We start from the raw sequence: 26,252 nt of genomic DNA, 5'->3' as shown, positions 1-26,252 counted from the left end.
AAACCTCCTCAATAAAGCTGACGAAAATAGCACTGTGATCCTTTACGAGTATCCTTTCAACGAACGCATACGCACCTATTTGCGGCTGGAGCACCTGTTTCGCCGACTTGGCGAACTGGTGGAGCGGCCAAGTCCGACGGATCATCACTTTGCCATCACGACCATTTTTGAAATCATGGACGTGGGCGCGCGCGCGGATCTAAAAACCGACGTGCTTAAGGACCTTGAGAAGCAAAAGCATGTCCTCAATGGTTACCGCGGCAACCCGGTCATTTCTGAGGTGGCGCTCGATGAGGTGACCGGCCAGCTTGAAGCCTGTTTTGCCGCCGTCAACAATCTGCCCGGAAAAATCGGCCATTCCCTGACTGAAAACGACTGGCTCATGAGCATTCGCAGCCGTGTCGGCATCCCGGGAGGCACTTGCGAGTTTGATTTGCCAGCCTACTATGCCTGGCAGTTTCTGCCTTCCGCCGCGCGTCAGCTGGACCTGCAGCGCTGGGTGGCGCCGCTGGTGCCGCTGGCCGAATCAATACGTGTGCTGCTGACGCTGCTGCGCGATTCCGGCGCTGCGCAAAAAGTGGTGGCGCCAAGCGGGCAATTCCAGCAGACGCTGCCGCAAGGACGGACCTTTCATCTGCTGCGCCTGCGCATCGATCCGGCGCTGGGGCTGATTCCTGAAATCAGCGGCAACCGCCTGATGGTTTCGGTGCGCCTCATGCGCCACGAAAGCGATGACCGGCTGCATCCGAGTACCGGCGATTCGATGTTCGAATTGACGCTGTGCTCCTGATGTAATCCTGATTTAATTGCTGCGGCAATCCGGTATTCCGATGCACCGCTTGCGGCGCCATGCACCATGACTAAAGCCAAATTACCGTTGAAAATTGTCGTCTGTCCTGGTTGCGGTGGCGAAAGCGTTTATGCGCCCAGCAATCCCTTTCGCCCCTTTTGCAGCGAACGTTGCAAAAACATCGATTTTGGCGCCTGGGCCAGTGAAAGCTTCCGTCTGCCGGCCGACACGCCGCCCGATGACGAGGCCTATGGCGACCCGAAATTAAGCGATCCCAATCTGCAATAAGTTTTTAGGGCAAGAATCAAAAAATAAGCAAAGACAAGCAAAGCGGTGTTCAACCGCACTGAAAAGAGGGCAGAGGGCGATGAATAAATTTTTCAAAAAGTCGGCGTGCGCATGGATGGTCAGCGCCGCCGTGGCGCTGGGCCTAATGGGCAGCGTCCAGGCGCAATCGTCAGACGGAGTGACTCAGCCGACTAAAGCCAAAACCAAGGCCAAGAAAAAAACGGCTGTGGTGCGCGGCAACAAGGTCAAATATGTACGTGGGTCCGAGGAAACGACCGGCGAACGCAACACACGCCTGAAACGCGAATGCAAGGGCCGCGTTAACGCGGGCGCTTGCGAAGGCTATTCCCGCTAGTCAGGCAGCGCGGGCTTGCAAAACGCCCGCACCGCGCCGGGCGCTTGGCATCAGACCGCTGGCGTGCCCAGCACTTGCTGCAGCTCGCCGCTCTCGTACATTTCCATCATGATGTCGGAGCCACCGACGAATTCGCCCTTGACGTAGAGCTGCGGAATGGTCGGCCAGTTGCTGTATTCCTTGATGCCGTTGCGGATGTTTTCGTCTTCCAGCACGTTGAAGGTTGCGGGCTGGCTCACGCCGCAGGCCTTAAGCACCTGGATGGCTTTGCCGGAAAAGCCGCACATCGGAAACTGGGCCGTGCCTTTCATGAACAGGACAACGTCGCTGGACTTGACGATCTCTTCTATGCGTTGCTGGGTGGGGTCGGTATGGCTCATGAAAAATCCTTTGGAGTGCGGCGCCGTGCAGACCGAGACTGGCGTCTCAGGCGGGCCGCGTTGCATGCATGAAATCTAAACATTGAAATTCAAGCTCACGATTATCCCGCTGTTTGACGCCTGGCACTGATTTTGTGGGGATTTTCAGTCAATCAATCGGCCACTGGCCGCCCGAGCAGCGTTCAATACCCGCCAGATCGCGGCGGCTCTGCAGCTGCAAGAAACCGCGGCGCGCCAGCAGTGCGCGCACGCTGGCGGCCTGGTCGTAGCCGTGCTCCAGCAACAGCCATCCGCCTGGCCGCAGATGCGCTGGCGCCTGTTCAATGATCTGCCGAAGGTCGTCCAATCCATCGGCGCCCGCCGTCAGTGCCTGCAGCGGCTCGTGCCGCAGCGCAGCGAGGTGCGGGTCGGCGCTGGCAATATAGGGCGGGTTGCTGGCAATCAGGTGAAAGTTGCCGTTGACTTCCTGCAGCCAGTGGCTCTGCATGAACTGCACTTGCAGTCCCAGTCGCCCGGCATTTGCGCGGGCCACGTCGAGTGCGTCGGCGCTGGCATCGACGGCGACCACTTGGACCTGGCGGCCGGCTGCCTGCAGCTGGTGCGCAAGCGCCAGCGCAATGGCGCCACTGCCGGTGCCCAGGTCAAGAATATGCGGCACCTGCGCCGTGCAGGGCAGTTGCAGCAGATCGAGCGACCACTGCACCAAAGTTTCAGTGTCGGGCCGCGGTACCAGCACGCGCGCGTCCACCTGCAGCGCCAGGCCAAAAAACTCCTTGCTGCCGACGATGTAAGCCAGCGGCTCGCCAGCGGCGCGGCGCAGGCTCAGCGCCCTAAACTGCCGGGTGATGGCGTCGCTCAGTTCATCGCTATCGTGCGCCAGCAGCCAAGCCCGACCAGCGCTGGCGTCGCCGGTTTTGCCCAGCGCGTGCAGCAGCAACAACTGGGCGTCCAGCCGCTCCAGTCCGAGGCTTCTCGCGTCAGCCAGCGCCTGCAGGCAGGTCGACTGTGTCGCCATCACGATTTGCAGTTGCTATTAAAATAATAGCTGCTTGCGCCCGTGGATATTGGGCTAGAGGCCGATTTAATAAGTAAAACGTCGATTTTCACGGTCAGCCGCCATTGTTGGCCGTTTCCAGTTCTGCCAGCTGTTCGGCGCCGCGCGCCACCTGCAGCGCCGTGACCACGTCGCCCAAGTCGCCCTCCATGATGAGGGCAAGCTTGTACAGCGTCAGATTGATGCGGTGGTCGGTCAGCCGGCCTTGCGGGAAGTTGTAGGTGCGGATGCGGTCGCTGCGATCGCCGCTGCCTATCAGGCCCTTGCGCGTCGCCGCGTCCTTGGCGGCGCGCTCGGCGCGGTCTTTTTCCACAATACGCGCCGACAGCACCTGCAACGCCTTGGCCTTGTTGCGGTGCTGGCTGCGGTCGTCCTGGCATTCGGCGACGATGCCGGTCGGAATGTGCGTGATGCGCACGGCAGAGTCGGTCTTGTTGATGTGCTGGCCGCCGGCGCCGCTGGCGCGGTAGGTGTCAATGCGCAGGTCGGCCGGGTTGATCTGGATAGCGACGGCTTCGTCGGGTTCGGGCAGTACCGCCACGGTGCAGGCGCTGGTGTGAATGCGCCCCTGGGTTTCGGTCGCCGGCACGCGCTGCACGCGGTGTCCGCCCGACTCAAAACGCAGCTTGCCGTAAACGCCCACGCCCATGGCGTCAAGTGGCCCGTCTATGCGCAGAACCACTTCTTTGTAGCCGCCCAGTTCACCGGCCGATTCGCTGATGATCTCGGTCTGCCAGCGGCTGCGCTCGGCAAACCGCGTGTACATGCGAAACAGGTCGCCGGCAAACAGCGCCGATTCATCGCCGCCCGTGCCGGCGCGGATTTCGATGAAGGCCGCGCGCCTGTCGTCGGGATCTTTGGGAATCAACATCAGCTGCAGTGCTTCGTCGAGTCGTGCAATGTCGGCCTTGGCGGCAGTGATTTCTTCCTCAGCCATGGCTGCCATCTCGGGGTCGGCTTTGGCCTCCAGCAGCATGCCATCGGCGCTGGCCAAATCAGCCTCGCGGCCGGTCAGCCGGTTGTATTGATCGGCCAGTACGCTGGCCTCGGAATGTTCGCGCGTCAGGGCGCGAAAGCGGTCCAGGTCGCTCACGACGTCGCTGGCGGACAGCAAGGCGTCGAGCTCGTGCAGGCGCAGCAGCTGGCGCTCCAGGGTTTGGCGAAGAAAGGGTTTCATGGAATAGCGGTAAAAGCGTGAATAGCGGAGATAGCGGACGCAAAAGAGAGGGAGTTCACACCGGCGCAGGCGCTGGCAGCGGGGCGGCCACAGTCAAGCACTGCGGCAAGGCGGCAGTTTGTCGCCGCTAATGCTCTTTGTGTTCTTTGGGCAGCTGACCGCGCAAGAACAGCTTGGACACGGTGTGCGCGGTGGCCTCGCGCGTTTGCGCGTTGCCTGCATGCAGTTCCACCAGCGCGCCGTGCAGCATTTTTTGCGTCAGGCCGCGGCCCAGCGCCTCCAGCACCACATCAATCGACTCGCCTTTGGCCAGCATTTTCTTGGCCCGCACGATCTCCAGCGCGCGCCAGCTGTCGGCCTGTGCCGTGAGTTGCTGGATCAGCGGCACGGTGTGCCGCTGGCCGAGCCAGTGCATGAAGTTTTGCACGCCGGCGTCGATGATGACCTCGGCCTGCGCCACCGCCGCCTGCCGGCTGTCCTTGCCGGTTTGCACCACCTGTGCCAGGTCGTCCACGGTGTAGAGGTAAACATCGGACAGCGCCTTGACTTCGGGCTCGATGTCGCGCGGCACCGCCAGGTCGACCATGAAGATAGGGCGGCGTTTGCGCAGCTTTAACGCGCGCTCCACCGCGCCCAAGCCGATGATGGGCAGCGTGCTGGCCGTGCAGCTGATCACGGCATCAAATTCGTGCAGGCGACCGGGCAAATCGCCCAGCCGCATGACTTCAGCGCCAAAGCGGCTAGCCAGCTTTTCGCCGCGTTCCAGCGTGCGGTTGGCAATCGCCATCGACTTGGGATTTTTGGCGGCAAAGTGGGTCGCCGCCAGGTCAATCATTTCGCCGGCGCCTACAAACAGCACCTTGATGTCGCCAAGGTTTTCAAACAGCTGGCCGGCCAGCCGTACCGAGGCCGCCGCCATGCTGATGCTGTGCGCACCAATTTCGGTGCTGGTGCGTACTTCTTTGGCCACTGCGAAAGAGCGCTGGAACAGCTGGTGCAGCGTGGTGCCCATGGCGCCCGCCTCTTCGGCGGCGCGCACCGCATCTTTCATCTGCCCCAGGATCTGCGGCTCGCCCAGCACCATGGAGTCAAGCCCGCTGGCCACGCGAAAAGCGTGACGCGCGGCCTGGTCGCCCTGTAGCGTGTAGGCATGCGAACGCAGCAGAGCCGGGGACACGCCGCCGTTGTGCGCCAGCCAATCCAGCGTGTGGTTCAGGGCGTCATCGTCGCCGGTGCAGTAAATCTCGGTGCGGTTGCAGGTGGACAGCAGCGTCGCCTCGGACTGGCGCTCCAGCGAGGCGCACAAGCCGCGCAAGGTTGGTGCAATCTGGTCCAGCGCAAAGGCAAAGCGGCCGCGCAAATCGAGCGGTGCGGTGTGATGATTTAGCCCTAAGGCCCAGACTGACATGTGCTGATTATAAAATTGAAGTACGCAGGGAGTGCCATCTGGCTTCCATCAATCGCCTTGAAAATCCTGTTTCTGGCTTATTTCAGGGGTATTCGCGTTGACTTTAAATGGCTGCCATGACCGCATATCTGCTGACAAATCATCTGCTCAACTTCATGGCGCCTGCGGCGCTGGTGGCTTTGTTACTGATTGTGTGTTTGCGTCTTTTTTTTGGATTTTTCCAGTCAAAAAGACCTTTTGTCGAGAGCTGGTGGGTGCAGGCAGCTATTATTTTTGTAGTAAATTTGGCTACGTTGACGGCCGGTCTGCTGCTGTTTGGGCGTGACGGAAAGATGGCGACCTATGCCGCGCTGGTGCTGGGCGCAGCGCTGTGCCAGTGGCTGCTGCTGCGCGGCTGGAAAGCCTGACAGCGCTATTTCGCTATGGCCTAGTCGGGTTTGAAACTGTCAACCCGGTCCGTGATGATGCCGTCGGTGCCCAGTACGATCAGCCGGCTGGCACTGGCCTCGTCATTGACGGTGTAGCTCAGCAGCCTGAAGCCGGCCTGTTTGGCCTGCGCCACGGTTTCCGTGTTCCAGAGCTGGTGCTGGCAGATGATGGCCACGCATTGCAGCGCTTGAGCGCTTCCCAGCCAGCCACCGGGCAAGGCGTCGAGCAGCAAGCCGCGCGGCAGTTGCGGCTGGGCGTTGCGGGCCGCCTGCAGTGCGGCCGGCGCGAACGAGGTCAACAGCGGGGGCGCGGTTGGCCGGGTCGCCGTGTTCCAGAGTCTGGCAGCCTCGTTGGCGACGACGCGGCCGGTACGGCTTTCCTGTCCGGGCGTGGGCTTGATCTCGATGTTCAGGGCGTAGCCGTGGTACAGGCAAAAGCGCGCCATGCTGTCCAGCAGTGGCAAGCTTTCGCCTACGAAGGGTGGCGAATGCCAGCGGCCCGCGTCCAGCTTGGCCAGGGCTTGCCAAGGCTGCTCGCCCGCCACGCCGTGGCCATTGGTAGTGCGCGCCAGGGTGTCGTCATGCAGCAAAAATGGCATGCCGTCAGCGCTCAGCTTCACATCGCATTCAAACATGCGGTAGCCATGACTGGCGCCTAGCTGAAAGGCCGCCAGCGTGTTTTCAGGCGCCAGCTTGCCGGCGCCGCGGTGGGCAATCCAGCGCGGATAGGGCCAGGGGGAGGTGATCGCTTGGGACATGAGTAAGAGGGTCGGGGCTGGCCAGGCTAAAGTCGCATGCCAGTCCCGGCATCGAACCAGTGCATGCGATCGGCGCGCGGCGTGAGGTAAATCGTCGCGCCAATTTCAGGGGCGGACGACAAGCTTTCGTCGGTGCGCACGATCACGAATTCTGCGCCCAGTCGGCAATACAGCAAGCGCTCTGCGCCCAGCATCTCAATACTGTCAACCTGCACCGGCCAGCCCCGGCTGCCGTTGTCGCTACTGCTGGAGCTGACGTGCAGGTGTTCGGGGCGGATGCCCATGATGGCGCCGGGCTGGCCGCCGAAATCGGCGTTGGGCGCCAGTCTTAAAAGGTTCATCGGCGGCGAGCCCATGAAGCTGGCGACAAAGGTGGTGGCCGGCCGGTTGTAGACCTCTTCGGGCGTGCCGAATTGCTCCATGCGTCCGGCGTTCATCACCATCATGCGCTGCGCCAGCGTCATGGCTTCAACCTGGTCGTGCGTGACGAAAAGCGAAGTAATGCCGAGCTCTCGGTGCAGTTTCTGGATTTCCAGCCGCGTCTGCACGCGCAGCTTGGCGTCAAGGTTGGACAGCGGCTCATCAAACAAAAACACCTGCGGCTGGCGCACTATGGCCCGGCCCATCGCCACGCGCTGGCGCTGCCCGCCCGACAGCGCGCGCGGCTTGCGCTCCAGCAAGGCGCTCAGCTCCAGAATGTTGGCGGCCTTGTCGACGCGCGTCCTGATTTCTTCCTTGGGCACCTTGGCTATCTTCAAGCCGTAAGCCATGTTGTCAAACACGCTCATGTGCGGGTACAGCGCGTAGTTCTGAAACACCATGGCGATGTCGCGCTCGGAAGGCTCCAGTTCGTTGACGACCTTGCCGCCAATGGCTATCTGCCCTTCGGTGACTTCTTCCAGCCCGGCGACCATGCGCAGCAATGTCGATTTGCCGCAGCCGGACGGCCCGACGATGACGATGAACTCGTGATCGTCAATGTCGGCGCTGACGCCGTGCAGCACCTGTACGGCGCTTTTGCCCGCGCCGTAGCGCTTGATGACGTTGTGAAGTGAGACCGATGCCATGCTTGAATTGCCCTTATTTTTCTACTTATTTTTCGCTTTATTTTTCAGTATCCACCAGGCCCTTGACGAACCATTTTTGCATCAGCACCACCACGATGGCCGGCGGCAGCATGGCCAAAATGGCGGTGGCCATCACTACGTTCCATTCATTTTGGCTGTCGCCGCCGGCGATCATGCGCTTGATGCCGACCACCACCGGGTACATGTCTTCACTGGTGGTGGCCAGCAGCGGCCACAGGTACTGGTTCCAGCCGTAAATAAACTGGATCACGAACAGCGCCGCGATCGATGTTTTGGACAGCGGCAGCAAGATGTCCCAGAAAAAGCGCATCGGGCCGGCGCCGTCCATGCGCGCCGCCTCCACCAGCTCATCGGGCACCGTCAGGAAAAACTGGCGGAACAGAAAAGTCGCCGTTGCCGATGCAATCAGCGGAATCGTCAGGCCGGCGTAGCTGTTGAGCATGCCCAGGTCCGACACCACCTGGTAGGTGGGCAGGATGCGCACCTCGACCGGCAGCATCAGTGTGACAAAAATGGCCCAGAAGCAGATTTTCTTGAAGGGGAAACGGAAGTAGACGATGGCAAACGCCGACAGCAGAGAAATCGCGATCTTGCCGATGGAAATTACCAGCGCCGTCACCAGGCTGACCCACATCATGTGGGCCACCGGCGCATTCGAGCCGGCGCTGGACGCGCGCCCGAACAGCGCGGCCTTGTAGCTGTCCCACAGGTTGCTGCCGGGCAGCAGCGGCATCGGCGCCTGCACGATCTCTTGCGCAGTGTGGGTGGAGGCGACAAACGCAAGATAAAGCGGAAAAGCCACGATGAAGACGCCCAACAGCATCACGCCGTGCGCCAGGATGCCGTGGGCGCCGCGTTTTTCAACCATGACATGGCCCCCACGGTTGCTCACTGCGTGTAGCGCCCTGCCCCCCGAGGGGGCCGTTGCGCCTGCGGCCTGGCAAAGCCAGTTCCGCGGCCCCTGCTGCTTGAAGATGCGCCCCTTTTTTGGAGATCATTAGTATTGAACTTTCTTTTCGACGTACCGAAACTGGACCACGGTAAGCGCCACCACGATGACCATCAACACGACCGACTGCGCCGCCGAGCCGCCCAGGTCCATCGCCTTGAAGCCGTCGTAATACACCTTGTAAACCAGGATCGCCGTGTCCTTGCCCGGGCCACCCTGGGTGGCCGCGTCGACGATGGCGAAGGTGTCGAAGAAGGCGTAGACCACGTTGATCACCAGCAGGAAAAAAGTGGTGGGCGACAGCAGCGGAAACTGGATGGTCCAGAATCGCCGCCACGGGCGCGCGCCGTCCATCGCGGCAGCTTCTATCAGCGACTTGGGAATCGACTGCAGGCCCGCCAGGAAGAACAGGAAGTTGTACGAAATCTGCTTCCAGATCGAGGCCATGACGATCAGCGTCATGGCGTGTCCCGAGTCGAGCAGGTGGTTCCAGTCGATGCCAACCTTGCCGAGCGCGTAAGCCACCACGCCCAGCGAGGGAGAGAACATGAAGACCCACAGCACGGCGGCCACCGCGGGCGCCACGGCGTAGGGCAGGATCAGCAAGGTCTTGTAAAGCATGGCGCCGCGCACTATGCGGTCGGCGAACACGGCCAGCAGCAGCGCCAGGCTGATGCCAATCCCGGCGACCAATACCGAAAACAGCGCGGTGGTCTTGAAAGATTCGACGTAGCTCGGATCCTGAAAAAGCTGGCGAAAGTTATCCAGGCCGACGAACTCGATGGAGGTGCCAAAGGCGTCTTGCTGCTGCAGCGACTGCACGATGGCCTGGGCTGCCGGCCAGAAGAAAAACACCAGGATGACGGCCATTTGCGGCGCCAGCAGCAGCCAGGGCAGCCAGCCTGAGCGAAAGACAACGCGTTTTTCCATACAACCTCAAAAGAAAAGCCCGCCGGACCACGGGTTTGGCGGGCAGGAAGGGCCAGCGCCATCACGGCGTCGGCAAAAATGGGGTTTTAACCCTTGTTGGCTTTCTGGAAGCGCTCGAGCTGTTCGTTGCCGCGCGTCACAATCGCGTCCAGCGCCTCTTTAGCCGTCTTCTTGCCGCTCCAGACCTGTTCGAGTTCCTCGTCTTCGATCGCGCGCACCTGCACGTAGTTGCCCAGCCGGATGCCGCGGCTCTTGTCGGTCACCTTGCGAATCATCTGCGTCACCGCCACGTCGGTGCCGGGATTTTCCTTGTAGAAGCCCGATTTTTCCGTCAGCTGGTAAGCCGCCGTGGTGACCGGCAGGTAGCCAGTGCGCTTGTGGCTGGCCGACTGCACTTCAGGCGTGGAGATGAAGCTGAAGAACTTCGCGACGCCCTGGTACTCGGCCGGCTTCTTGCCCGACATCACCCACAGGCTGGCGCCGCCAATCACGGTGTTTTGCGGAGCGCCCGCTACATCTGGGTAGTGCGGCAGCGGCGCCAGGCCATAGGCGAACTTGGCATTCTTTGCCACGTTGCCGTAAAAGCCAGACGAGGTGTTGATCATGGCGCACTCACCCGAAACAAAGCTTGCTTCTGGCACGTTGCCGCGGCCCTTATAGACAAACAGGCCTTGCTTGGCCATGTTGGCCAGGTTGTCGATATGCCGCACATGCAGTGGCGAGTTGATCTTCATGCGTGCGTCCAGGCCAGCCAGGCCGTTGCTTTTGGTCGCGAATTCGACGTTGTGCCAGGCTGAAAAGCTTTCCAGCTGGGTCCAGCCCTGCCAGGCGGTGGTGAACGGGCACTTGTGGCCGGCAGCCTTGAGCTTGGCGGCGGCTGCCACAACTTCCGGCCAGGTCGCTGGTGCCTTGTCGGTGGGCAGGCCGGCAGCCTTGAAGGCGTCTTTGTTGATATAGAAAATGGTGGTCGAGCTGTTCAGCGGAAAGCTCAGCATCTGGCCGTTGGGCGCGGTGTAGTAGCCCGCCACGGCCGAGATGTAATCGCTGGGGTCAAACTTCTCGCCGGCGTCTTTCATGACCTTGGCGACCGGGACGATCGCGCCCTTGCTCGCCATCATGGTCGCCGTGCCAACTTCGAACACCTGCAGGATGTTGGGCGCATTGCCAGCGCGAAAGGCGGCAATGGCTGCTGTCATCGATTCGTCGTAACTGCCCTTATAACTCGGCACCACCTTGTAGTCCTTCTGGCTGTCGTTGAACTGCCTGGCCAAGTCGTTGACCCACTCGTTGTTGACGGCGGTCATCGAATGCCACCACTGGATCTCGGTTTGCGCTTGGCTGGCCAGTGGCGCGCACAGGGCGCAAGCCGCGAAAGCAAGGGTGGATAAACGGATTTTCATGAGGACTCCTGAAGGGAACGTGTCGATTTAAATGTAACAGTCTAAAAACTGTTTGTGACAGCGCCATTTAAGCGAGCGAGTGTCTTTCAGGCAAGCGGGCTTTCCTTGACGCCATACCCGCGCGTCGTGCGCGGCAACGGTGCTGCGGTACCATAGCGTGACAGCGCGGGATGTTGATCCGGGAGTCCGGATTGTGGGTCCGAAAGCAGCTGAATTTCTACGATGAACGCACCTACCACCCTTCAAGAAATGACCGCTTTTGCCGATGAGGCAAAAGCCAGTGAATCGCGCATCCGCGAGATTCCTTACAACTACACCTCCTTTTCCGACCGCGAAGTCGTCATTCGCCTGCTGGGGGCGCGGGCCTGGGATCTGCTGGTCCTGCTGCGCGAAGAGCGGCGCACTGGCCGCTCGGCCCGCATGCTGTATGAAGTGCTGGGCGACGTCTGGGTGGTTCAGCGCAACCCCTACCTGCAAGACGACCTGCTGGACAACCCCAAACGCCGCAAGATGCTGGTCGAGGCCTTGCAGCATCGCCTCAGCGAAGTTGAAAAGCGCCGCACGCCCGAGGCCGACAGCCAGCGCGATGCCATGGTGGGCGAGTTGCTGCAGTCCGCGCGCAGTGCGGTCAGCCGTTTTTCCGCCTCGTTTGAGGAAATAGCCAGCCTGCGTCGCCAGACCGAGCGCAAACTGCGCAAGCTGACGCTCAAGGACAACATCAAGTTTGACGGGCTGTCACGCGTCTCGCATGTCACCGACGCCACCGACTGGCGTGTCGAATATCCGTTTGTGGTGCTCACGCCCGATACCGAGTTAGAAATGGCTGGCCTGGTCAAGGCTTGTATCGAGCTCGGCCTGACGATTGTTCCGCGCGGCGGCGGTACCGGCTACACCGGCGGGGCGATTCCGCTGACCTGGAAGTCGGCTGTCATCAATACCGAAAAGCTCGAAGCCATGACAGAGGTTGAGATGGTGTCGCTGCCCGGCGTTGCGCAAAGCGTTGCCACGGTGTGGACCGAAGCCGGCGTGGTCACCCAGCGTGTGGCCGATGCGGCCGAGCGCGGCGGTTTCGTCTTTGCGGTCGATCCGACTTCGGCCGAAGCGTCCTGCATTGGCGGCAACATTGCCATGAACGCCGGCGGCAAGAAGGCTGTGCTGTGGGGTACGGCGCTGGACAACCTGGCGTCTTGGCGCATGGTCACGCCCGACGCCCAGTGGCTGGAAGTGACACGCGTGGGCCACAACCTGGGCAAGATCCACGACGCTGAAATGGCGAGCTTTGACCTTCAGTATTTTGAAGCCGACGGCACGACGCTGATCCGCACCGAGCGGCTGGATATTGCGGGCAAGACCTTCCGCAAGGAAGGTCTTGGCAAGGACGTGACCGACAAGTTTTTAAGCGGCTTGCCGGGCATCCAGAAAGAAGGCTGCGACGGCCTGATTACCAGCGCGCGCTGGATTGTGCACCGCATGCCGGCCCACACCCGAACCGTCTGCATGGAGTTTTTCGGCAATGCCAAGGATGCCGTTCCGAGTATTGTGGAAATCAAGGATTTCATGTTCGCCGAGCAAAAGCGCGGCGGCGCGATTCTGGCCGGCCTGGAGCATCTGGACGACCGCTACCTGCGCGCTGTCGGCTATGCCACCAAATCCAAACGCGGCGGCCTGCCCAAGATGCTGCTGATTGGCGACATTGCCGGTGACGACGCCGATGCGGTGGCCCGCGCCACCAGCGAAATCGTTCGCATCGCCAACTCGCGCAGTGGCGAAGGCTTCGTCGCCATCAGCCCGGAAGCGCGCAAGAAATTCTGGTTGGACCGCAAGAAAACGGCGGCGATTTCGCGCCACACCAACGCCTTCAAGATCAATGAAGACGTGGTGATCCCGCTGCCGCGCATGGCCGAGTACACCGACGGCATAGAGAGAATCAACATTGAATTGAGCCTGCGCAACAAGATCGCGCTGTGTGACGAGTTACAGGCATTTTTCCTCAAGGGCAAGCTGCCTCTGGGTAAATCGGACGATGCCAGCGAGATGCCGTCGGCGGAGTTGCTAGAAGACCGAGTCGACCAGGCGCTGGCGCTGATTGCCGAGGTGCGCGCCCTCTGGGCCGGCTGGCTGCAGGGCGTGGACAAATTTTTCCCGCAACTGCAGGACCACTCGCTGCGTGCCAGCTGGAAAACCCAGCTGCGCGCGCCGCTCAAGGCCATTTTCAGCGGTGGCGCCTTTCTGCCGATTCTCGAGGAATGCAATGCCATCCACAAGCGCGTGCTCAAGGGCCGCGTCTGGGCGGCCTTGCACATGCATGCGGGTGACGGCAATGTGCACACTAATTTGCCGGTCAACAGCGATGACTACGAGATGCTGCAAACCGCGCGCGAAGCCGTGGCGCGCATCATGGCGCTGGCGCGCTCGCTCGATGGCGTGATTTCCGGCGAACACGGCATAGGCATCACCAAGCTTGAGTTTCTGACCGACGAGGAGTTGCGGCCGTTCACCGAATACAAGGCCAGGGTCGATCCGCAAGGGCGCTTCAACAAAGGCAAGTTGCTACGAAATAAGGAGCAGCTTGCACCCGAATCTATTGGGCTGCAGGCCGATTTGACCAGCGCCTACACGCCCAGCTTCGGCTTGATGGGGCATGAGTCGCTGATCATGCAGCAAAGCGACATCGGCGCGATTGCCGACAGCGTGAAGGACTGTCTGCGCTGCGGCAAATGCAAGCCGGTGTGCGCCACCCATGTGCCGCGTGCCAACCTGCTGTACAGCCCGCGCAACAAGATTCTGGCGACCTCGCTGCTGGTCGAGGCCTTTTTGTACGAAGAGCAGACCCGGCGCGGCGTCAGCATCAAGCACTGGGAAGAGTTTGAAGACGTGGCTGACCATTGCACGGTTTGCCACAAGTGCCTGAGCCCGTGCCCGGTGGACATTGATTTTGGCGAAGTGTCGATGAACATGCGCAATTTGCTGCGCAAGATGGGCCAGAAGTCCTTCCGGCCGGGCAATGCAGCGGCGATGTTCTTCCTGAATGCGACCAATCCGCAAACCATCAAGTTCATGCGCAGCGCCATGGTGGACGTCGGCTTCAAGGCGCAGCGCCTGGCCAACGACTTGCTGCGCCGCGTGGCGCGCAAACAGACCGCCCAACCACCGGCGACCGTCGGCAAATCACCCGTCAAAGAGCAGGTGATTCACTTCATCAACAAGAAAATGCCCGGTGGCCTGCCCAAGAAAACCGCGCGGGCGCTGCTGGACATCGAGGACAAGGACTACGTGCCCATCATCCGGGATCCAAAAAACACCACGGCTGAAACCGAGGCGGTTTTTTATTTCCCGGGTTGCGGTTCCGAGCGCTTGTTCAGCCAGGTCGGTCTGGCGACGCAGGCCATGCTGTGGCACGCCGGTGTGCAGACCGTGCTGCCACCGGGTTACCTGTGTTGCGGTTATCCGCAGCGCGGTAGCGGCCAGTTCGACAAGGCCGAGAAAATCATCACCGACAACCGCGTACTGTTTCATCGCGTGGCCAATACGCTCAATTACCTGGACATCAAGACCGTGGTGGTTAGCTGCGGCACCTGTTATGACCAGTTGCAGGGCTACGAGTTTGACAAGATATTCCCGGGCAGCCGCATCATTGACATTCATGAATACCTGCTGGAAAAAGGCATCACTCTGCCGGCGGGTCAGGGCGGCTTTTTGTACCACGAGCCTTGCCACAACCCGATGAAGCTGGGCGACCCGATGAAAACGGTGAAGGCGCTGATTGGCGAGAACGTGCTTAAAAGCGAGCGCTGCTGCGGCGAGTCGGGCACACTGGGCGTGACGCGGCCGGACATTTCGACGCAGGTGCGTTTTCGCAAAGAAGAGGAAATCCGCAAGGGCGAGGCTGAACTTCGCGCCTCGGGCGCTGTCAGCGAAACCGCCAACGTGAAGATTCTGACCAGTTGCCCGAGTTGCTTGCAGGGCCTGACGCGCTACGGCAATGATCTGCAAAACGGTCTGCTGGAGGCTGACTACATCGTGGTCGAGATGGCCAATCAAATTCTCGGCAAGCAGTGGTTGCCCGACTATGTGGCTGCGGCCAACCGCGGCGGCATCGAGCGGGTGCTGGTCTAGCCCCATGAATGACAGTGCTTGTCCCCTGTGCGAGAGTGACGGCGGATTGCTGGTGTATCGCAACCAGCAGTGGCGCATCATCCAAGCCAGCGAAGCGGGCTTTCCGGCGTTTTACCGCGTGGTCTGGAATCGCCATGTGGCCGAGTTTTCCGACCTTTCAGCGGACGAACGTGCGGTCTGCATAAATGCCGTCGTGACGGTCGAGCAGATTCTGCGCAGCGCACTGCAGCCGACCAAAATCAACCTGGCCGCCCTGGGCAATGCGGTGCCGCACCTGCACTGGCATGTAGTGGCTCGCTTTGACTGGGACAGCCATTTCCCGGCGCCGGTGTGGAGTGCGCCGCAGCGTGCGCCGGATGAGGCAAAGGTGGCGGCGCTCGCGACCCGTTGCCTGGATGTGAACCGGCTGATTGCCGAAAAAATGGCGCACTGATGCGTCTGCAGCTTAATTTTCAGAAAGAAGGACATCACCATGGCAGGTCTTCAAGCAGGGTCACCGACGCCTACAGCGTTAACGGTTCACGGCCAGTCGCACATTCTCGAAGTGGCGTTCTCGGATGGTGCCGAATTCAAGATTCCGTTTGAGTTGATGCGTGTGTACTCGCCGTCCGCAGAAGTTCAGGGCCACGGGCCGGGGCAGGAGGTCTTACAAACCGGCAAGCGCGAAGTGGATGTGGTTGAGCTGGAGCCGATTGGCAACTATGCCGTCAAACCGGTCTTCTCCGATGGACACGAAAGCGGCATTTTCTCGTGGGACTATCTGTACTACCTGGGCTCCGAGCAAAGCCGCCTCTGGGACGACTACCTCAGTCGACTACAGGCTGCAGGGGCCGAGCGTGACGCGCCCATGCTTGAAGCGGGTGGGCATGCCTGCGGCAGTCATTAACGGCGGCCTCTGGCTGATTTCTTGTTGCTTTTCCAGTCTGAAACCCGACAATGCCCTGAATTTTCAGAGGTTGTAACCTTCAATTCGGGCTTTGCCCGCTAGCATTCAATTTATGAGCAATACCCATTTCGGTTTTGAATCTGTCGACGAGCGGGAAAAGGCGCGGCGCGTGCGCGGCGTGTTCGATTCTGTCGCGCCCAAATACGACGTGATGAACGACCTGATGTCGATGGGACTGCACCGCGCCTGGAAGGCCTACACGGTGCTGGTCGCCAACGTCAAAGAGGGCCAGCAGGTGCTGGATATTGCCGGCGGGACGGGTGACCTGGCCATGGCTTTCGCGCCCAAGGTGGGCGCCAGCGGGCGCGTGGTGCACACCGACATCAACGAAGCCATGCTGCGCGAAGGCCGCAACCGGTTGATTGACGCGGGCGTGAACCTGCCCACGCTGGTCTGTGATGCCGAGCATTTGCCGTTTGCCGATGCTCGGTTTGATCTGGTCACGGTGGCTTTTGGTCTGCGCAACATGACGCACAAGGACGTTGCGCTCAGTGAAATGAACCGGGTGCTCAAACCCGGCGGCAAGCTTCTGGTGCTGGAATTCTCCAGTGTGGCCAAGCCCCTGGAAAAGATTTACGACTGGTATTCCTTCAAGGTCTTGCCCAGGATTGGCAAACTGGTGGCCAATGACGATGCGAGCTACCAGTACTTGGCCGAGTCGATTCGCATGCATCCCGGACAGGAAGAACTCAAAACCATGATGCGCAAAGGTGGTTTTGGTCATGTGGACTATCACAACATGGCGGGCGGCGTAGTGGCCTTGCATGTTGGAATCAAGTGTTGAAAAGTTGAAAAGTAATCAGGTTTGAAACCCTGCTCAAGGAGACGATATGAAAATCTGGTCGGCAATTCTTTCCACGGTGCTCGCCGTAACTCTGACATTGGCAGGAACCGCGGCTGATGCCAAGCGCATGGGGGGCGGCTCGTCGTTTGGTAAGCAGTCTCCTAACGTGACGCAGCGCCAGGCGCCCAGCGGTGCCAATAACGCGAATTCCGCGGCAAAACCCGTAACCCCGGCAGCCGCACCGGCTCCGGTCGCGCCCAAAAAGCCATGGGGCGCCATGCTCGGCGGCCTGGCTGCGGGTCTAGGCTTGGCTTGGCTGGCTTCGTCGCTGGGCCTGGGTGGGGCGTTCAGCCAGATCATCATGTTTGCCTTGCTGGCGCTGGTAGTCATGGTAGTGATTGGCTTTGTCATGCGCAAGCTTAAGGGTGGGGCGGCCAACGCACCCGGCGCCACGCGTTCCCAGACGCCCTTTGCTTTTCAGGGTGCTGGCGGTGCAGCAAACGCCACCACACCGAAAAACTACAGCCCCGAAAATGTAGGTAACGATTCATCGGCCCGGCCCTGGGAGCGAAGCCCCATGGCTTTTGACGCCAACAAGCCCGATGTCGGCGCAGTTGCTGGCGGGTCGCAAATTGGTTCGGCGCTAGGCGGATCCCAGTCCTGGGGTGTTCCCGCAGGTTTTGATGCCGACGGCTTTCTCAAGGCCTGCAAGGCCAATTTCATCACGCTGCAAGATGCGTGGGACCATTCTGATATCCAGAATCTGCGTGCCATGATGACCGATGACATGCTTGAGCAGATTAAGGCGCAGCTGGCGGACCGGGAATCGCACACCGGCGGCGTGGCCAACAAAACCGATGTTGTGGTGCTGGATGCGCAGCTGCTCGGCATTGAGGAAATGGAAGATGTTTACATGGCCAGCGTGGAGTTCTCCGGCATGATCCGCGAAGATGCTTCAGCAGGCGCCAGTCCTTTCCGCGAGGTCTGGAACATGACCAAGCCGCGCAGCGGTGGCAGTGGCTGGTTGGTCGCTGGCGTACAGGCGCTGCAGTGATGTGAAACGGGCGGCTTCCGGGCGGCAATCCGCCGCGGAGCTGTTTTTTTTTGAGAGTGGCAAAGCACCGCAACTAGGCGCGTCAAAGAAGTTTTGCCGAATTCAAATCTTTTTATCCTGCAAAATGGGGGCGTATGAATAACACGCCCCCATTTTCGTTTCTTGAGTCCATTGCCAGCCGTTTTCAGCCACCTGTCTGGGTGGTCGATGAAGGGCAGCAGCGCCTAGTGCTGTTTCTAAACCATGTGCTGATGCAGGAGAAAGCGGCGCAAGACCGTCTGGTGCGACAAAAAGGCCGGGTGGTCCACGTCAAATGGGGTTTATTTGCTATTGATTTAATAGTGACTGCGGCCGGCCTTGTTGATCGTGCGCCGCCCGCCGCGAAGCCTGATCTGTTGCTGTCGTTGGCCCCCGAGTCGCCCCGGGCTGTCGTGCAGTCGGTATTGGCCGGCAAGCCACCACCTTTGAAAATTGAGGGGGATGTGCAGCTGGCAGCCGACTTGGGATGGTTGGCCGAAAACCTGCGATGGGATGCCGAGGAGGATTTGTCTCGCCTAATAGGCGATGCGCCGGCCCATGCCCTTGCTGATGTTGGGCGGCGCTTGATGACCGGCCTGAAACAGTTTCTGGCCAAGGCACCGCTGTCGACTGGTTCGGTTGCGTCAGCAGCGGCCAGCCCTGCGTCAGAACGCAGCGCCGAGCCGTACCAATCGAGTTCAGTCCCGTTTCCTGGTGAAACGAGCAGCGACACGCCGGAGGTACCCGCAGCGACAAGCGAGGGGGCCAGCGAACGCAGCGCCGGGCCGCCCCAAGCAAGTTCAGCCCCCTCGGGGGGCAGCGTGGTACGCGAAGCGACAAGCGAGGGGGCCAGCGAACGCAACGCCGGGCCGCCCCAAGCAAGTTCAGCCCCCTCGGGGGGCAGCGTAGTACGCGAAGCGACAAGCGTGGGGGCTACATCCCCCAAGGTCTCTGAATGAGCCGGATTTTCAGGAGTTTCTTCATTGTCTGGACCGTGCTGCGTTTTGGTTTGGATGAACTGGTTCTTTCCAGCTTTCAGAAGCCCTGGATCCGGCTGCTGACGCGCATCGTCTCACTGGGGCGCAATCTGAAGGCCCCGCGCGGTGAGCGTTTGCGCGAGGCACTGGAGAGCCTGGGGCCGATATTTGTCAAGTTCGGGCAGGTGATGTCCACGCGGCGCGACTTGTTGCCACCCGACGTTGCCGATGAACTGGCGCGTCTGCAGGACCGCGTGCCGCCCTTTGATTCCGCCGTGGCCGTCGCCATGATCGAAAAGGCTTTTGGCAGGCCGCTGGACCGCATTTTTGCGACGTTTGAGCACACGCCCGTCGCCAGCGCGTCGATTGCCCAGGTTCACTTTGCCACCCTGCCCGGCGGCCGCGAGGTGGCCGTGAAGGTGCTGCGACCCAACATGCTGCCGGCGATTGAAAAAGATCTGGCGTTGATGCGCATGATGGCGGGCTGGATCGAGCGAGCATCGGCCGACGGCAAGCGCCTCAAACCGCGCGAGGTGGTTGCAGAGTTTGACAATTATCTGCACGATGAACTCGATCTGCTGCGCGAGGCAGCCAATGCCGCGCAACTGCGACGCAATATGCAGGGTCTGCATCTGGTCATGATTCCGGAAATGATCTGGGACTACTGCATGCCTGACGTCATGGTGATGGAACGCATGACAGGCGTGCCCATAGGCCAGACCCAGCGTCTGCGCGATGCCGGCGTGGACATGAAAAAACTGTCGCGCGATGGCGTCACCATTTTTTTTACGCAGGTATTCCGTGACGGGTTTTTCCACGCCGACATGCACCCCGGCAATATTCAGGTCAGTCTCGCGCCCCAAACCTTCGGACGCTATATCTCGCTGGATTTCGGCATCGTGGGCACGCTCACCGAGGTCGACAAGGAGTATCTAGCGCAGAATTTCAGTGCTTTTTTTCAGCGTGACTACAAGCGGGTGGCTGAACTGCATATTGAATCGGGCTGGGTACCGGCCTCAACCCGCGCCGATCAGCTCGAAGCCGCCATTCGGGCCTGCTGCGAGCCCTACTTTGACCGGCCGCTCAAAGAAATTTCACTTGGCATGGTGCTGATGCGGCTGTTTCAGACGTCGCGTCGTTTCCAGGTAGAAATCCAGCCCCAATTGGTTTTGCTGCAAAAAACCCTGCTCAATATTGAAGGCCTGGGGCGGGAACTCGATCCTGACCTGGACCTGTGGAGTACCGCCAAACCCTTTCTGGAAAAGTGGATGCTGGAACAGGTAGGCCCCGAGAAACTGCTGGCCCAGCTCAAGGCCGAAGCGCCTACCTACGCCAAATTGCTGCCCGGCCTGCCGCGTCTGTTGTCACAGTACTTGAAAGCGCCGCCCGGCACCAACCGCCGCGAGCTTGAGGCATTGTTGGCAGAGCAAAAGCGCACCAATAAACTGCTGCAGGCCATTATTTATGGCGGGTTCGGCTTCCTCCTGGGCTTGCTGGCAATGCAGATGGTTATGCGCGTCCAGGTCTTTTGAAGCCCCGGTTGGTAAGCCCATCGAAAGCGCCTGCGCACCCCTAAAGGAATCGGTCTGCGGGGTAAGGGGCAACGCCTATAATCGAGAGCTTTGCATTACAAGCCTTTTTCAGGCTATTTTCCCAGACAGAAGCGCTAGCACCATGCCAATTTACGCCTATAAATGTGAGTCCTGCGGTTATGCCAAGGACATCTTGCGAAAAATGTCGGATGAGCCTTTGACGGTTTGCCCGCAGTGCGGAGAGTCGAGCTTTAAAAAGCAGCTCACGGCAGCCGGTTTCCAACTCAAGGGCTCGGGCTGGTACGTGACTGATTTTCGCGGCGGCAACAGCGCTGCTGCGGGCGCCAAATCTGGCGACACGGAAGCGGCTGGATCGGCCGGCAACGGCACCAAGGCTGCAGATAGCGGCGCAGCAGCAGCCACCCCCGCCAGCGCACCGGCGTCGGCAACGCCGGCGCCGACCGCAGCTCCGGCAGTGTCCGCCAGCAAAAGCGGCGGCGGCGACTCTTCCAAAACCTCGTGATGAGCTCGATTCGCAGGTGGTTGCTGGCCGGGCTGCTGGTGCTGGTGCCCTTGGCTATCACGCTGGCGGTGCTCAACTGGATTGTGGGAACGCTGGACCAGACACTGCTGATTTTGCCGCTGGCCTGGCACCCCGACAAACTGCTTGGTTTTCACATTCCCGGCTTTGGAGTGCTGCTGACGCTGGTGATCATCTTGCTGATGGGTGCCATCGCCAGCAACTTTTTTGGCAAAAAGCTGGGCGGCTGGGGCAATTCCCTGCTGCGTCGCATTCCCATTGTTCGCTCCATTTATTCCAGCGTGAAGCAGGTTTCCGATACGTTGTTCTCAGAAAACGGCAACGCCTTTCGCAAGGCTTTGCTGGTGCAGTGGCCGCGGGAGGGTGTCTGGACCATTGGCTTTCTGACCGGTGTCCCTGGCGGCGACGTGGTCAACCATCTGCCGGGCGACTATCTGAGTGTCTACGTGCCGACGACGCCCAACCCGACCGGAGGCTATTTCGTGATGCTAAAGAAATCGGACTGCATCGAATTGAAAATGAGTGTTGACCAGGCGCTGACCTATGTGATTTCCATGGGTGTTGTGGTTCCCGCAAGGCCTGCCGGCTCACCGCTGAACCCCCCCCTATAAATACGAAAATGCGCAATGGGCGCTGAAAGTTTGAGTTTTATGACTACCCCCGTGACACAAGTTTCTCAAATGCGTACGCATTACTCCGGTCTGGTGACCGAGGCCCAGTTGGACCAAAGCGTCAGCCTGTGCGGCTGGGTGAATCGCCGGCGCGACCACGGCGGCGTGATCTTCATCGACCTGCGTGACCGCGAGGGTTATGTGCAGGTGGTGTGCGACCCGGACCGCGCAGCCATGTTCAGCACCGCCGAAGGCGTGCGCAATGAATTCTGCGTGCAGGTCAAAGGCCTGGTCCGCGCGCGCCCCGAAGGCACGACCAACGACAGCCTGAAAAGCGGCAAGGTCGAGGTGCTGTGCCACGAGCTGATCGTGCTGAACGCCAGCGTGACGCCGCCGTTCCAGCTCGATGACGACAACCTGTCGGAAACCACGCGCCTGACGCACCGGGTGCTGGACCTGCGCCGTCCTTACATGCAAAACAACCTGATGCTGCGCTACCGCGTAGCCATGGAAACGCGCAAGTTTCTCGACGCCAATGGGTTCATCGACATTGAAACCCCGATGCTGACCAAAAGCACGCCCGAGGGCGCGCGCGATTACTTGGTGCCCAGCCGCGTCAACGAAGGCCACTTTTTTGCGCTGCCGCAAAGCCCGCAGTTGTTCAAGCAGTTGCTGATGGTGGCCGGCTTTGACCGCTATTACCAGATCACCAAGTGCTTTCGCGACGAAGATCTGCGCGCCGACCGCCAGCCGGAATTCACGCAGATCGATATCGAAACGTCCTTCATGGGCGAGCAGGAAATTCGCGATCTGTTCCAGGACATGATCAGCAAGATATTCAAGACCGTGCTGAACACTGACCTGGGCGAGTTCCCGGTCATGGCCTATGCCGAAGCCATGCAGCGCTACGGCTCCGACAAGCCTGACCTGCGCGTCAACCTGGAGTTCACCGAGCTCACCGAGGTGATGGCGACGGTGGACTTCAAGGTCTTCAGTACCCCGGCGACGACCCCGGGCGGCCGTGTGGTGGCGCTGCGTGTGCCTGGCGGCGCGGTAATGAGCCGGGGCGAAATTGACGGCTACACCGAGTTTGTCAAGATTTACGGTGCCAAGGGCCTGGCCTGGATCAAGGTCAACGATGTGAGCAAGGGGCCCGGCGACAAGGCCCTTCGGTGGCCGGGCCTGCAAAGCCCCATCGTCAAGAATATTCACGATGCGGCGATGGCCGAAATCCTCCAGCTCACCGGTGCCCAGTCTGGCGACATCCTGTTCTTTGGCGCCGACAAGGCCAAGGTGGTCAACGACAGCATAGGTGCACTGCGGCTGAAGGTTGGACACAGCGAATTCGGCAAAAAATCCGGCCTGCTCACCAAGGGCTGGAGGCCGCTGTGGGTGGTTGACTTTCCGATGTTTGAGTTCGACGAGGAAGGCCAGCGCTGGAGCGCGGTGCATCATCCCTTCACGGCGCCCAAAGACGGGCATGAAGACTGGATGGACACCGATCCGGGGCGCTGCATTTCCAAGGCCTATGACATGGTGCTCAACGGCTGGGAACTCGGTGGCGGGTCAGTGCGTATCCACCAGGCTGACGTGCAGAGCAAGGTGTTCAACGCCCTGAAGATCGGCCCTGAAGAAGCCCAGGAAAAGTTCGGCTTTCTGCTCGACGCCCTGCAGTATGGTGCGCCGCCGCACGGCGGACTGGCCTTTGGCCTGGACCGCATCGTGACCATGATGACCGGCGCCGAGTCAATTCGGGACGTGATTGCTTTCCCAAAAACCCAGCGCGCGCAGTGTCTGCTGACCCATGCGCCCAGCGTCGTCGACGAAAAGCAGCTGCGCGAACTGCATATCCGGCTGCGCAATCCCCAGCCCGTCTAGTCTCTCGACACTGCCGGAATAACGGAAAGGGACGCTTTGCAGCCCTTCAAAATTCCCGAGTCGGTTTTGGTGGTCATTTACACGCCGCAGCTCGAGGTGTTGTTGATAGAGCGCGCGGACCATCCGGGCTTCTGGCAAAGCGTCACCGGCTCCAGGGATGCGCTGGACGAGCCTTTGCTGCTGACGGCGCGGCGCGAAGTGATGGAAGAAACCGGCATTGCAGCCAAGCCTGCGCAATGGCGCGATTGGGGCCTGTCGAATGTGTACGAAATTTACCCGGCCTGGCGCCATCGTTATGCACCGGGCGTTCGCTTCAACACCGAGCATGTGTTTGGACTGTGCCTGCCCAGCGCCTGTGCCGTGACGCTAGCACCGCGTGAGCACACGGCCTGGCAGTGGTTGCCTTACAAGGCCGCCGCTGACCGCTGCTTTTCCCCCTCCAATGCTGAAGCAGTGCTGCTGCTGCCGAGATTCCTGGCTTGAGTGCAGGGGCGGCTGGCCGTTTCGCGGCGCTGTTGTTTGCAGCAGACTGTTGCAAGGCCGGGCCGGTCTTTGGGCCGCGCCACATTGGCAAAGGCGAGGCAGTCGGGTCCAATGGCCTGACACCCGCCAGCGCCCTTACACCTCTATCTCCAACAACGCGCCCCCGCTGATGCCCCTATCCCAACTCCGCAAATCCGGGGCGCTGCAACTGCTTCAGGGCGGAGAGGCGCTTTTCCCGGCGCTGATCAAGGCCTTTGATGGCGCGACCAGGTGGATACAGCTGGAAACCTATATTTTTGACTTTCACGGGACCGGCGCGCAGGTGGCCGACGCGCTGGTGCGGGCTGCCGCGCGCGGCGTGACGGTACAGGTGCTGGTCGACGGCATTGGCACCGCTGCCTTGCCTGCAGAGTGGCAGGAAAAATTCGCCGCAGCGGGCGTGCAGTGGTTCATGTACTCGCCGCTGGGCGTCGGCTGGTTGGGCCGGCGCGGGCTGGGCCTGCTGGTGCCGAACCGCTGGCGCCGGCTGCACCGCAAGCTTTGCGTGGTGGACCAGGCGCTGGTATTTTGTGGTGGCATCAACGTGCTGGACGATTTCTACGATCCCAACCACGGCGAACTGCCAGCGGCGCGCTTTGATTTTTCAGTAGCCGTCAGCGGGCCGCTGGCGCTGGAGGCCGCCGATGCCATGGCGCTGCTGTGGTGGCGCGTGCAGGCGGGCTACAGCGCGCGGCAGCGGCATTTGAGTGTCGCGTGGGAAAAGTTCAAGGCTGCGGGCTATGGTGGGCGCACCACTACCCGGCAGCTCGCCGCCCCGCCAGCCGACCCGGCTCGCAATCAAGCGGGCAAGCCAGGCGCTAAAGCGGCGCTGATATTGCGCGACAACCTGCGCAACCGCAGCAGCATCGAGCGCGCCTACCGCCGTGCCATTGGCAAGGCGCGTCAGGAAATCATCATTGCCAATGCCTACTTTCTGCCTGGTGGCAAACTGCGCCATGCCCTGATCCGGGCGGCCCAACGCGGGGTGCGCGTGACATTGCTGCTGCAGGGAAGGTACGAATACTTCATGCAATACCACGCGGCGCGGCCGGTTTATGGCGCGCTGCTGGCGGCCGGCGTAGAGATTCATGAATACGCGGCGAGTTTTCTGCACGCCAAGGTGGCCGTCGTGGATGGCCATTGGGCGACTGTCGGCTCGTCCAACCTCGATCCGCTGAGCCTGCTGCTCGCCCGTGAAGCCAATGTGGTGGTTGAAGACCGGGCGTTCGCCGAAGAGCTGGGCCGCCGCCTGCATGAGGCCATGGCCCATCACGGGCGGCGCATAGACCCGGCAGCCTACAACCGTCGGCCCTTGCTTCAGCGTTTTAAGGGCTGGATGGCATACGCCGTGATGCGCCTCGCGCTGCTGGTGACGGGGCAACGTTACTGAGCCGAAGGGGGGCTGAATAGTCCACCCCGCAACAAGACTTCAGTTGCTATTAAATTAATAGCTGCTTACGCCCGCCCATAAAGGGCTAGAGCTCTAAAACACTGAAAAAAATGATTCAATACCCTTTTCGGAGCGGGCTGGTAATATTCGACATGCTTATGAACATCACAACGCTCCCCCACGCTACAACGGACGAAGGCATACCGGTCTCCGTCAAAATTCGCGAACGATTGGCGCTGGCACGCAAGCGTTTCAATGCCAACGACAACATCGCCCAGTTCATTGAACCGGGCGAGCTGGAGTTGCTGCTCGACGAGGTCGAAATCAAGATGCAGGGCGTGCTCGACAGCCTGATCATCGACACCGCCGGCGACCACAATACCCACAACACCGCGCGCCGCGTCGCCAAGATGTACGTCAACGAGGTCTTCAGAGGCCGCTTTGTGGCTGCGCCGGCGATCACCGAGTTTCCCAATGCCGAACACCTCAACGAGCTGATGATCGTCGGGCCAATTACCGTGCGCAGTGCCTGTTCACACCATTTCTGTCCGGTGATAGGCAAGATCTGGATTGGTGTGCTGCCCAACGAGCACACCAACGTGATCGGCCTGTCCAAGTACGCGCGGCTGGCCGAATGGGTCATGGGCCGGCCGCAGATTCAGGAAGAGGCCGTGGTGCAGCTGGCTGATCTCATCATGGAGAAAACCCAGCCCGATGGCTTGGCCATCGTGATGGAAGCCAGCCACTATTGCATGGCCTGGCGCGGCGTCAAAGACATGGACAGCAAGATGATCAACTCGGTGATGCGCGGCGTGTTTCTGAAGGATCCGACGCTGCGCCGCGAATTTCTTGCTCTGCTTCCCCAGAAAGGTTAAACG

At 60.6% G+C, this 26,252-nt stretch carries 26 protein-coding genes; 17 read left to right on the top strand and 9 right to left on the bottom strand.

Annotated features, from left to right (window positions below; all coding sequences use genetic code 11):
• Positions 1-34 precede the first annotated feature (34 nt).
• The 3 genes from zapD (at position 35) to HHJ18_RS08230 (ending at position 1,433) form a co-directional block, all read left to right on the top strand.
• Positions 35-790, top strand: a complete 756-nt coding sequence (gene zapD, locus HHJ18_RS08240) for a cell division protein ZapD (RefSeq protein WP_296913791.1) — start codon at positions 35-37, stop codon at positions 788-790.
• Positions 791-856: 66 nt separating this feature from the next.
• The gene (locus HHJ18_RS08235) at positions 857-1,078 is read left to right on the top strand and encodes a DNA gyrase inhibitor YacG (RefSeq protein ID WP_296913788.1); all 222 of its coding nucleotides are present in this window, start codon (positions 857-859) and stop codon (positions 1,076-1,078) included.
• Positions 1,079-1,157: 79 nt separating this feature from the next.
• On the top strand, positions 1,158-1,433 hold the full coding sequence (locus HHJ18_RS08230) for a hypothetical protein (RefSeq protein WP_296913785.1): 276 nt from the start codon (positions 1,158-1,160) through the stop codon (positions 1,431-1,433).
• Positions 1,434-1,483: 50 nt separating this feature from the next.
• Here HHJ18_RS08230 and grxD read toward each other — a convergent pair whose 3' ends face one another.
• The 4 genes from grxD to hemA all read right to left on the bottom strand — a co-directional run bounded on the left by grxD (position 1,484) and on the right by hemA (position 5,452).
• A complete protein-coding gene (gene grxD / locus HHJ18_RS08225; RefSeq protein ID WP_296913783.1) occupies positions 1,484-1,813 on the bottom strand; it encodes a Grx4 family monothiol glutaredoxin in 330 nt (109 codons plus the stop codon).
• Positions 1,814-1,961: 148 nt separating this feature from the next.
• A complete protein-coding gene (gene prmC / locus HHJ18_RS08220) occupies positions 1,962-2,828 on the bottom strand; it encodes a peptide chain release factor N(5)-glutamine methyltransferase (RefSeq protein WP_296913780.1) in 867 nt (288 codons plus the stop codon).
• A 94-nt stretch (positions 2,829-2,922) separates the two neighbouring features.
• Positions 2,923-4,044, bottom strand: coding sequence for a peptide chain release factor 1 (gene prfA / locus HHJ18_RS08215; RefSeq protein ID WP_296913777.1), 1,122 nt, complete (start codon positions 4,042-4,044; stop codon positions 2,923-2,925).
• A 127-nt stretch (positions 4,045-4,171) separates the two neighbouring features.
• Positions 4,172-5,452 carry a glutamyl-tRNA reductase gene (gene hemA, locus HHJ18_RS08210; protein ID WP_296913775.1) on the bottom strand — a complete coding sequence of 427 codons (1,281 nt, stop codon included), beginning with the start codon at positions 5,450-5,452 and terminating at the stop codon, positions 4,172-4,174.
• 116 nt (positions 5,453-5,568) lie between these two features.
• Between hemA and HHJ18_RS08205 the strand changes: the two genes are divergently transcribed.
• On the top strand, positions 5,569-5,859 hold the full coding sequence (locus HHJ18_RS08205) for a hypothetical protein (protein WP_296913772.1): 291 nt from the start codon (positions 5,569-5,571) through the stop codon (positions 5,857-5,859).
• Positions 5,860-5,879: 20 nt separating this feature from the next.
• On the opposite strand, the gene ugpQ is transcribed toward HHJ18_RS08205, so the two are convergent.
• From ugpQ to ugpB, 5 genes are all read right to left on the bottom strand, one after another.
• On the bottom strand, positions 5,880-6,638 hold the full coding sequence (gene ugpQ, locus HHJ18_RS08200; protein WP_296913769.1) for a glycerophosphodiester phosphodiesterase: 759 nt from the start codon (positions 6,636-6,638) through the stop codon (positions 5,880-5,882).
• A 26-nt stretch (positions 6,639-6,664) separates the two neighbouring features.
• A complete protein-coding gene (gene ugpC / locus HHJ18_RS08195) occupies positions 6,665-7,705 on the bottom strand; it encodes a sn-glycerol-3-phosphate ABC transporter ATP-binding protein UgpC (protein WP_296913768.1) in 1,041 nt (346 codons plus the stop codon).
• 37 nt (positions 7,706-7,742) lie between these two features.
• The gene (ugpE, locus tag HHJ18_RS08190; RefSeq protein WP_296913766.1) at positions 7,743-8,594 is read right to left on the bottom strand and encodes a sn-glycerol-3-phosphate ABC transporter permease UgpE; all 852 of its coding nucleotides are present in this window, start codon (positions 8,592-8,594) and stop codon (positions 7,743-7,745) included.
• A gap of 129 nt (positions 8,595-8,723) precedes the next feature.
• The gene (gene ugpA, locus HHJ18_RS08185) at positions 8,724-9,605 is read right to left on the bottom strand and encodes a sn-glycerol-3-phosphate ABC transporter permease UgpA (RefSeq protein ID WP_296913764.1); all 882 of its coding nucleotides are present in this window, start codon (positions 9,603-9,605) and stop codon (positions 8,724-8,726) included.
• Positions 9,606-9,691: 86 nt separating this feature from the next.
• Entirely contained in the window at positions 9,692-11,005 is a 1,314-nt protein-coding gene (gene ugpB / locus HHJ18_RS08180) for a sn-glycerol-3-phosphate ABC transporter substrate-binding protein UgpB (protein ID WP_296913762.1), read from the bottom strand.
• Between the two features lie 222 nt (positions 11,006-11,227).
• On the opposite strand from ugpB, the gene HHJ18_RS08175 reads away from it, so the two are divergent.
• The 13 genes from HHJ18_RS08175 to folE all read left to right on the top strand — a co-directional run bounded on the left by HHJ18_RS08175 (position 11,228) and on the right by folE (position 26,249).
• Positions 11,228-15,121 carry an FAD/FMN-binding oxidoreductase gene (locus HHJ18_RS08175; protein ID WP_296913760.1) on the top strand — a complete coding sequence of 1,298 codons (3,894 nt, stop codon included), beginning with the start codon at positions 11,228-11,230 and terminating at the stop codon, positions 15,119-15,121.
• Between the two features lie 4 nt (positions 15,122-15,125).
• On the top strand, positions 15,126-15,554 hold the full coding sequence (locus HHJ18_RS08170) for an HIT family protein (RefSeq protein ID WP_296913758.1): 429 nt from the start codon (positions 15,126-15,128) through the stop codon (positions 15,552-15,554).
• Between the two features lie 39 nt (positions 15,555-15,593).
• Positions 15,594-16,007, top strand: coding sequence for a DUF971 domain-containing protein (locus HHJ18_RS08165; RefSeq protein ID WP_296913756.1), 414 nt, complete (start codon positions 15,594-15,596; stop codon positions 16,005-16,007).
• Positions 16,008-16,119: 112 nt separating this feature from the next.
• On the top strand, positions 16,120-16,851 hold the full coding sequence (gene ubiE / locus HHJ18_RS08160; protein WP_296913755.1) for a bifunctional demethylmenaquinone methyltransferase/2-methoxy-6-polyprenyl-1,4-benzoquinol methylase UbiE: 732 nt from the start codon (positions 16,120-16,122) through the stop codon (positions 16,849-16,851).
• A gap of 46 nt (positions 16,852-16,897) precedes the next feature.
• Entirely contained in the window at positions 16,898-17,905 is a 1,008-nt protein-coding gene (locus tag HHJ18_RS08155) for a Tim44 domain-containing protein (protein WP_296913753.1), read from the top strand.
• 134 nt (positions 17,906-18,039) lie between these two features.
• A complete protein-coding gene (locus tag HHJ18_RS08150) occupies positions 18,040-18,882 on the top strand; it encodes a hypothetical protein (RefSeq protein WP_296913751.1) in 843 nt (280 codons plus the stop codon).
• Positions 18,879-20,432 carry a ubiquinone biosynthesis regulatory protein kinase UbiB gene (gene ubiB / locus HHJ18_RS08145; protein WP_296913750.1) on the top strand — a complete coding sequence of 518 codons (1,554 nt, stop codon included), beginning with the start codon at positions 18,879-18,881 and terminating at the stop codon, positions 20,430-20,432. Before HHJ18_RS08150 ends, ubiB begins: the two co-directional genes overlap by 4 nt.
• 142 nt (positions 20,433-20,574) lie before the next feature.
• Positions 20,575-20,955 (top strand): FmdB family zinc ribbon protein, encoded by a 381-nt coding sequence (locus HHJ18_RS08140; protein ID WP_296913748.1) that lies wholly within the window; start codon positions 20,575-20,577, stop codon positions 20,953-20,955.
• On the top strand, positions 20,955-21,584 hold the full coding sequence (locus tag HHJ18_RS08135; protein ID WP_296913747.1) for a DUF502 domain-containing protein: 630 nt from the start codon (positions 20,955-20,957) through the stop codon (positions 21,582-21,584). Before HHJ18_RS08140 ends, HHJ18_RS08135 begins: the two co-directional genes overlap by 1 nt.
• Before the next feature lie 69 nt (positions 21,585-21,653).
• Complete coding sequence (gene aspS / locus HHJ18_RS08130) at positions 21,654-23,462, top strand: aspartate--tRNA ligase (protein WP_296913831.1); 1,809 nt, start codon at positions 21,654-21,656, stop codon at positions 23,460-23,462.
• A gap of 36 nt (positions 23,463-23,498) precedes the next feature.
• A complete protein-coding gene (gene nudB / locus HHJ18_RS08125) occupies positions 23,499-23,945 on the top strand; it encodes a dihydroneopterin triphosphate diphosphatase (RefSeq protein WP_296913745.1) in 447 nt (148 codons plus the stop codon).
• 169 nt (positions 23,946-24,114) lie between these two features.
• Positions 24,115-25,374 carry a cardiolipin synthase ClsB gene (gene clsB, locus HHJ18_RS08120; RefSeq protein WP_296913743.1) on the top strand — a complete coding sequence of 420 codons (1,260 nt, stop codon included), beginning with the start codon at positions 24,115-24,117 and terminating at the stop codon, positions 25,372-25,374.
• Between the two features lie 152 nt (positions 25,375-25,526).
• Positions 25,527-26,249, top strand: coding sequence for a GTP cyclohydrolase I (gene folE, locus HHJ18_RS08115; protein WP_296913741.1), 723 nt, complete (start codon positions 25,527-25,529; stop codon positions 26,247-26,249).
• The last annotated feature ends 3 nt before the right edge of the window (positions 26,250-26,252 follow it).

It is taken from the genome of Polaromonas sp. (assembly GCF_012927455.1).
GTDB lineage: Bacteria > Pseudomonadota > Gammaproteobacteria > Burkholderiales > Burkholderiaceae_C > Polaromonas.
This window is presented reverse-complemented; position numbering and strand designations above follow the sequence as displayed.

Coding starts and splice junctions, on each gene's coding strand:
- HHJ18_RS08165 (WP_296913756.1), top strand. CDS start 15,594: ATGGCAGGTCTTCAAGCAGGGTCACCGACGCCTACAGCGTTAACGGTT.
- HHJ18_RS08135 (WP_296913747.1), top strand. CDS start 20,955: ATGAGCTCGATTCGCAGGTGGTTGCTGGCCGGGCTGCTGGTGCTGGTG.
- prfA (WP_296913777.1), bottom strand. CDS start 4,044: ATGAAACCCTTTCTTCGCCAAACCCTGGAGCGCCAGCTGCTGCGCCTG.
- ugpQ (WP_296913769.1), bottom strand. CDS start 6,638: ATGTCCCAAGCGATCACCTCCCCCTGGCCCTATCCGCGCTGGATTGCC.
- HHJ18_RS08205 (WP_296913772.1), top strand. CDS start 5,569: ATGACCGCATATCTGCTGACAAATCATCTGCTCAACTTCATGGCGCCT.
- HHJ18_RS08150 (WP_296913751.1), top strand. CDS start 18,040: ATGAATAACACGCCCCCATTTTCGTTTCTTGAGTCCATTGCCAGCCGT.
- ugpA (WP_296913764.1), bottom strand. CDS start 9,605: ATGGAAAAACGCGTTGTCTTTCGCTCAGGCTGGCTGCCCTGGCTGCTG.
- clsB (WP_296913743.1), top strand. CDS start 24,115: ATGCCCCTATCCCAACTCCGCAAATCCGGGGCGCTGCAACTGCTTCAG.
- aspS (WP_296913831.1), top strand. CDS start 21,654: ATGCGTACGCATTACTCCGGTCTGGTGACCGAGGCCCAGTTGGACCAA.
- folE (WP_296913741.1), top strand. CDS start 25,527: ATGCTTATGAACATCACAACGCTCCCCCACGCTACAACGGACGAAGGC.
- HHJ18_RS08140 (WP_296913748.1), top strand. CDS start 20,575: ATGCCAATTTACGCCTATAAATGTGAGTCCTGCGGTTATGCCAAGGAC.
- HHJ18_RS08230 (WP_296913785.1), top strand. CDS start 1,158: ATGAATAAATTTTTCAAAAAGTCGGCGTGCGCATGGATGGTCAGCGCC.
- ubiB (WP_296913750.1), top strand. CDS start 18,879: ATGAGCCGGATTTTCAGGAGTTTCTTCATTGTCTGGACCGTGCTGCGT.
- HHJ18_RS08155 (WP_296913753.1), top strand. CDS start 16,898: ATGAAAATCTGGTCGGCAATTCTTTCCACGGTGCTCGCCGTAACTCTG.
- grxD (WP_296913783.1), bottom strand. CDS start 1,813: ATGAGCCATACCGACCCCACCCAGCAACGCATAGAAGAGATCGTCAAG.
- ugpE (WP_296913766.1), bottom strand. CDS start 8,594: ATGGTTGAAAAACGCGGCGCCCACGGCATCCTGGCGCACGGCGTGATG.
- hemA (WP_296913775.1), bottom strand. CDS start 5,452: ATGTCAGTCTGGGCCTTAGGGCTAAATCATCACACCGCACCGCTCGAT.
- HHJ18_RS08235 (WP_296913788.1), top strand. CDS start 857: ATGACTAAAGCCAAATTACCGTTGAAAATTGTCGTCTGTCCTGGTTGC.
- ugpB (WP_296913762.1), bottom strand. CDS start 11,005: ATGAAAATCCGTTTATCCACCCTTGCTTTCGCGGCTTGCGCCCTGTGC.
- ubiE (WP_296913755.1), top strand. CDS start 16,120: ATGAGCAATACCCATTTCGGTTTTGAATCTGTCGACGAGCGGGAAAAG.
- HHJ18_RS08175 (WP_296913760.1), top strand. CDS start 11,228: ATGAACGCACCTACCACCCTTCAAGAAATGACCGCTTTTGCCGATGAG.
- ugpC (WP_296913768.1), bottom strand. CDS start 7,705: ATGGCATCGGTCTCACTTCACAACGTCATCAAGCGCTACGGCGCGGGC.
- prmC (WP_296913780.1), bottom strand. CDS start 2,828: ATGGCGACACAGTCGACCTGCCTGCAGGCGCTGGCTGACGCGAGAAGC.
- HHJ18_RS08170 (WP_296913758.1), top strand. CDS start 15,126: ATGAATGACAGTGCTTGTCCCCTGTGCGAGAGTGACGGCGGATTGCTG.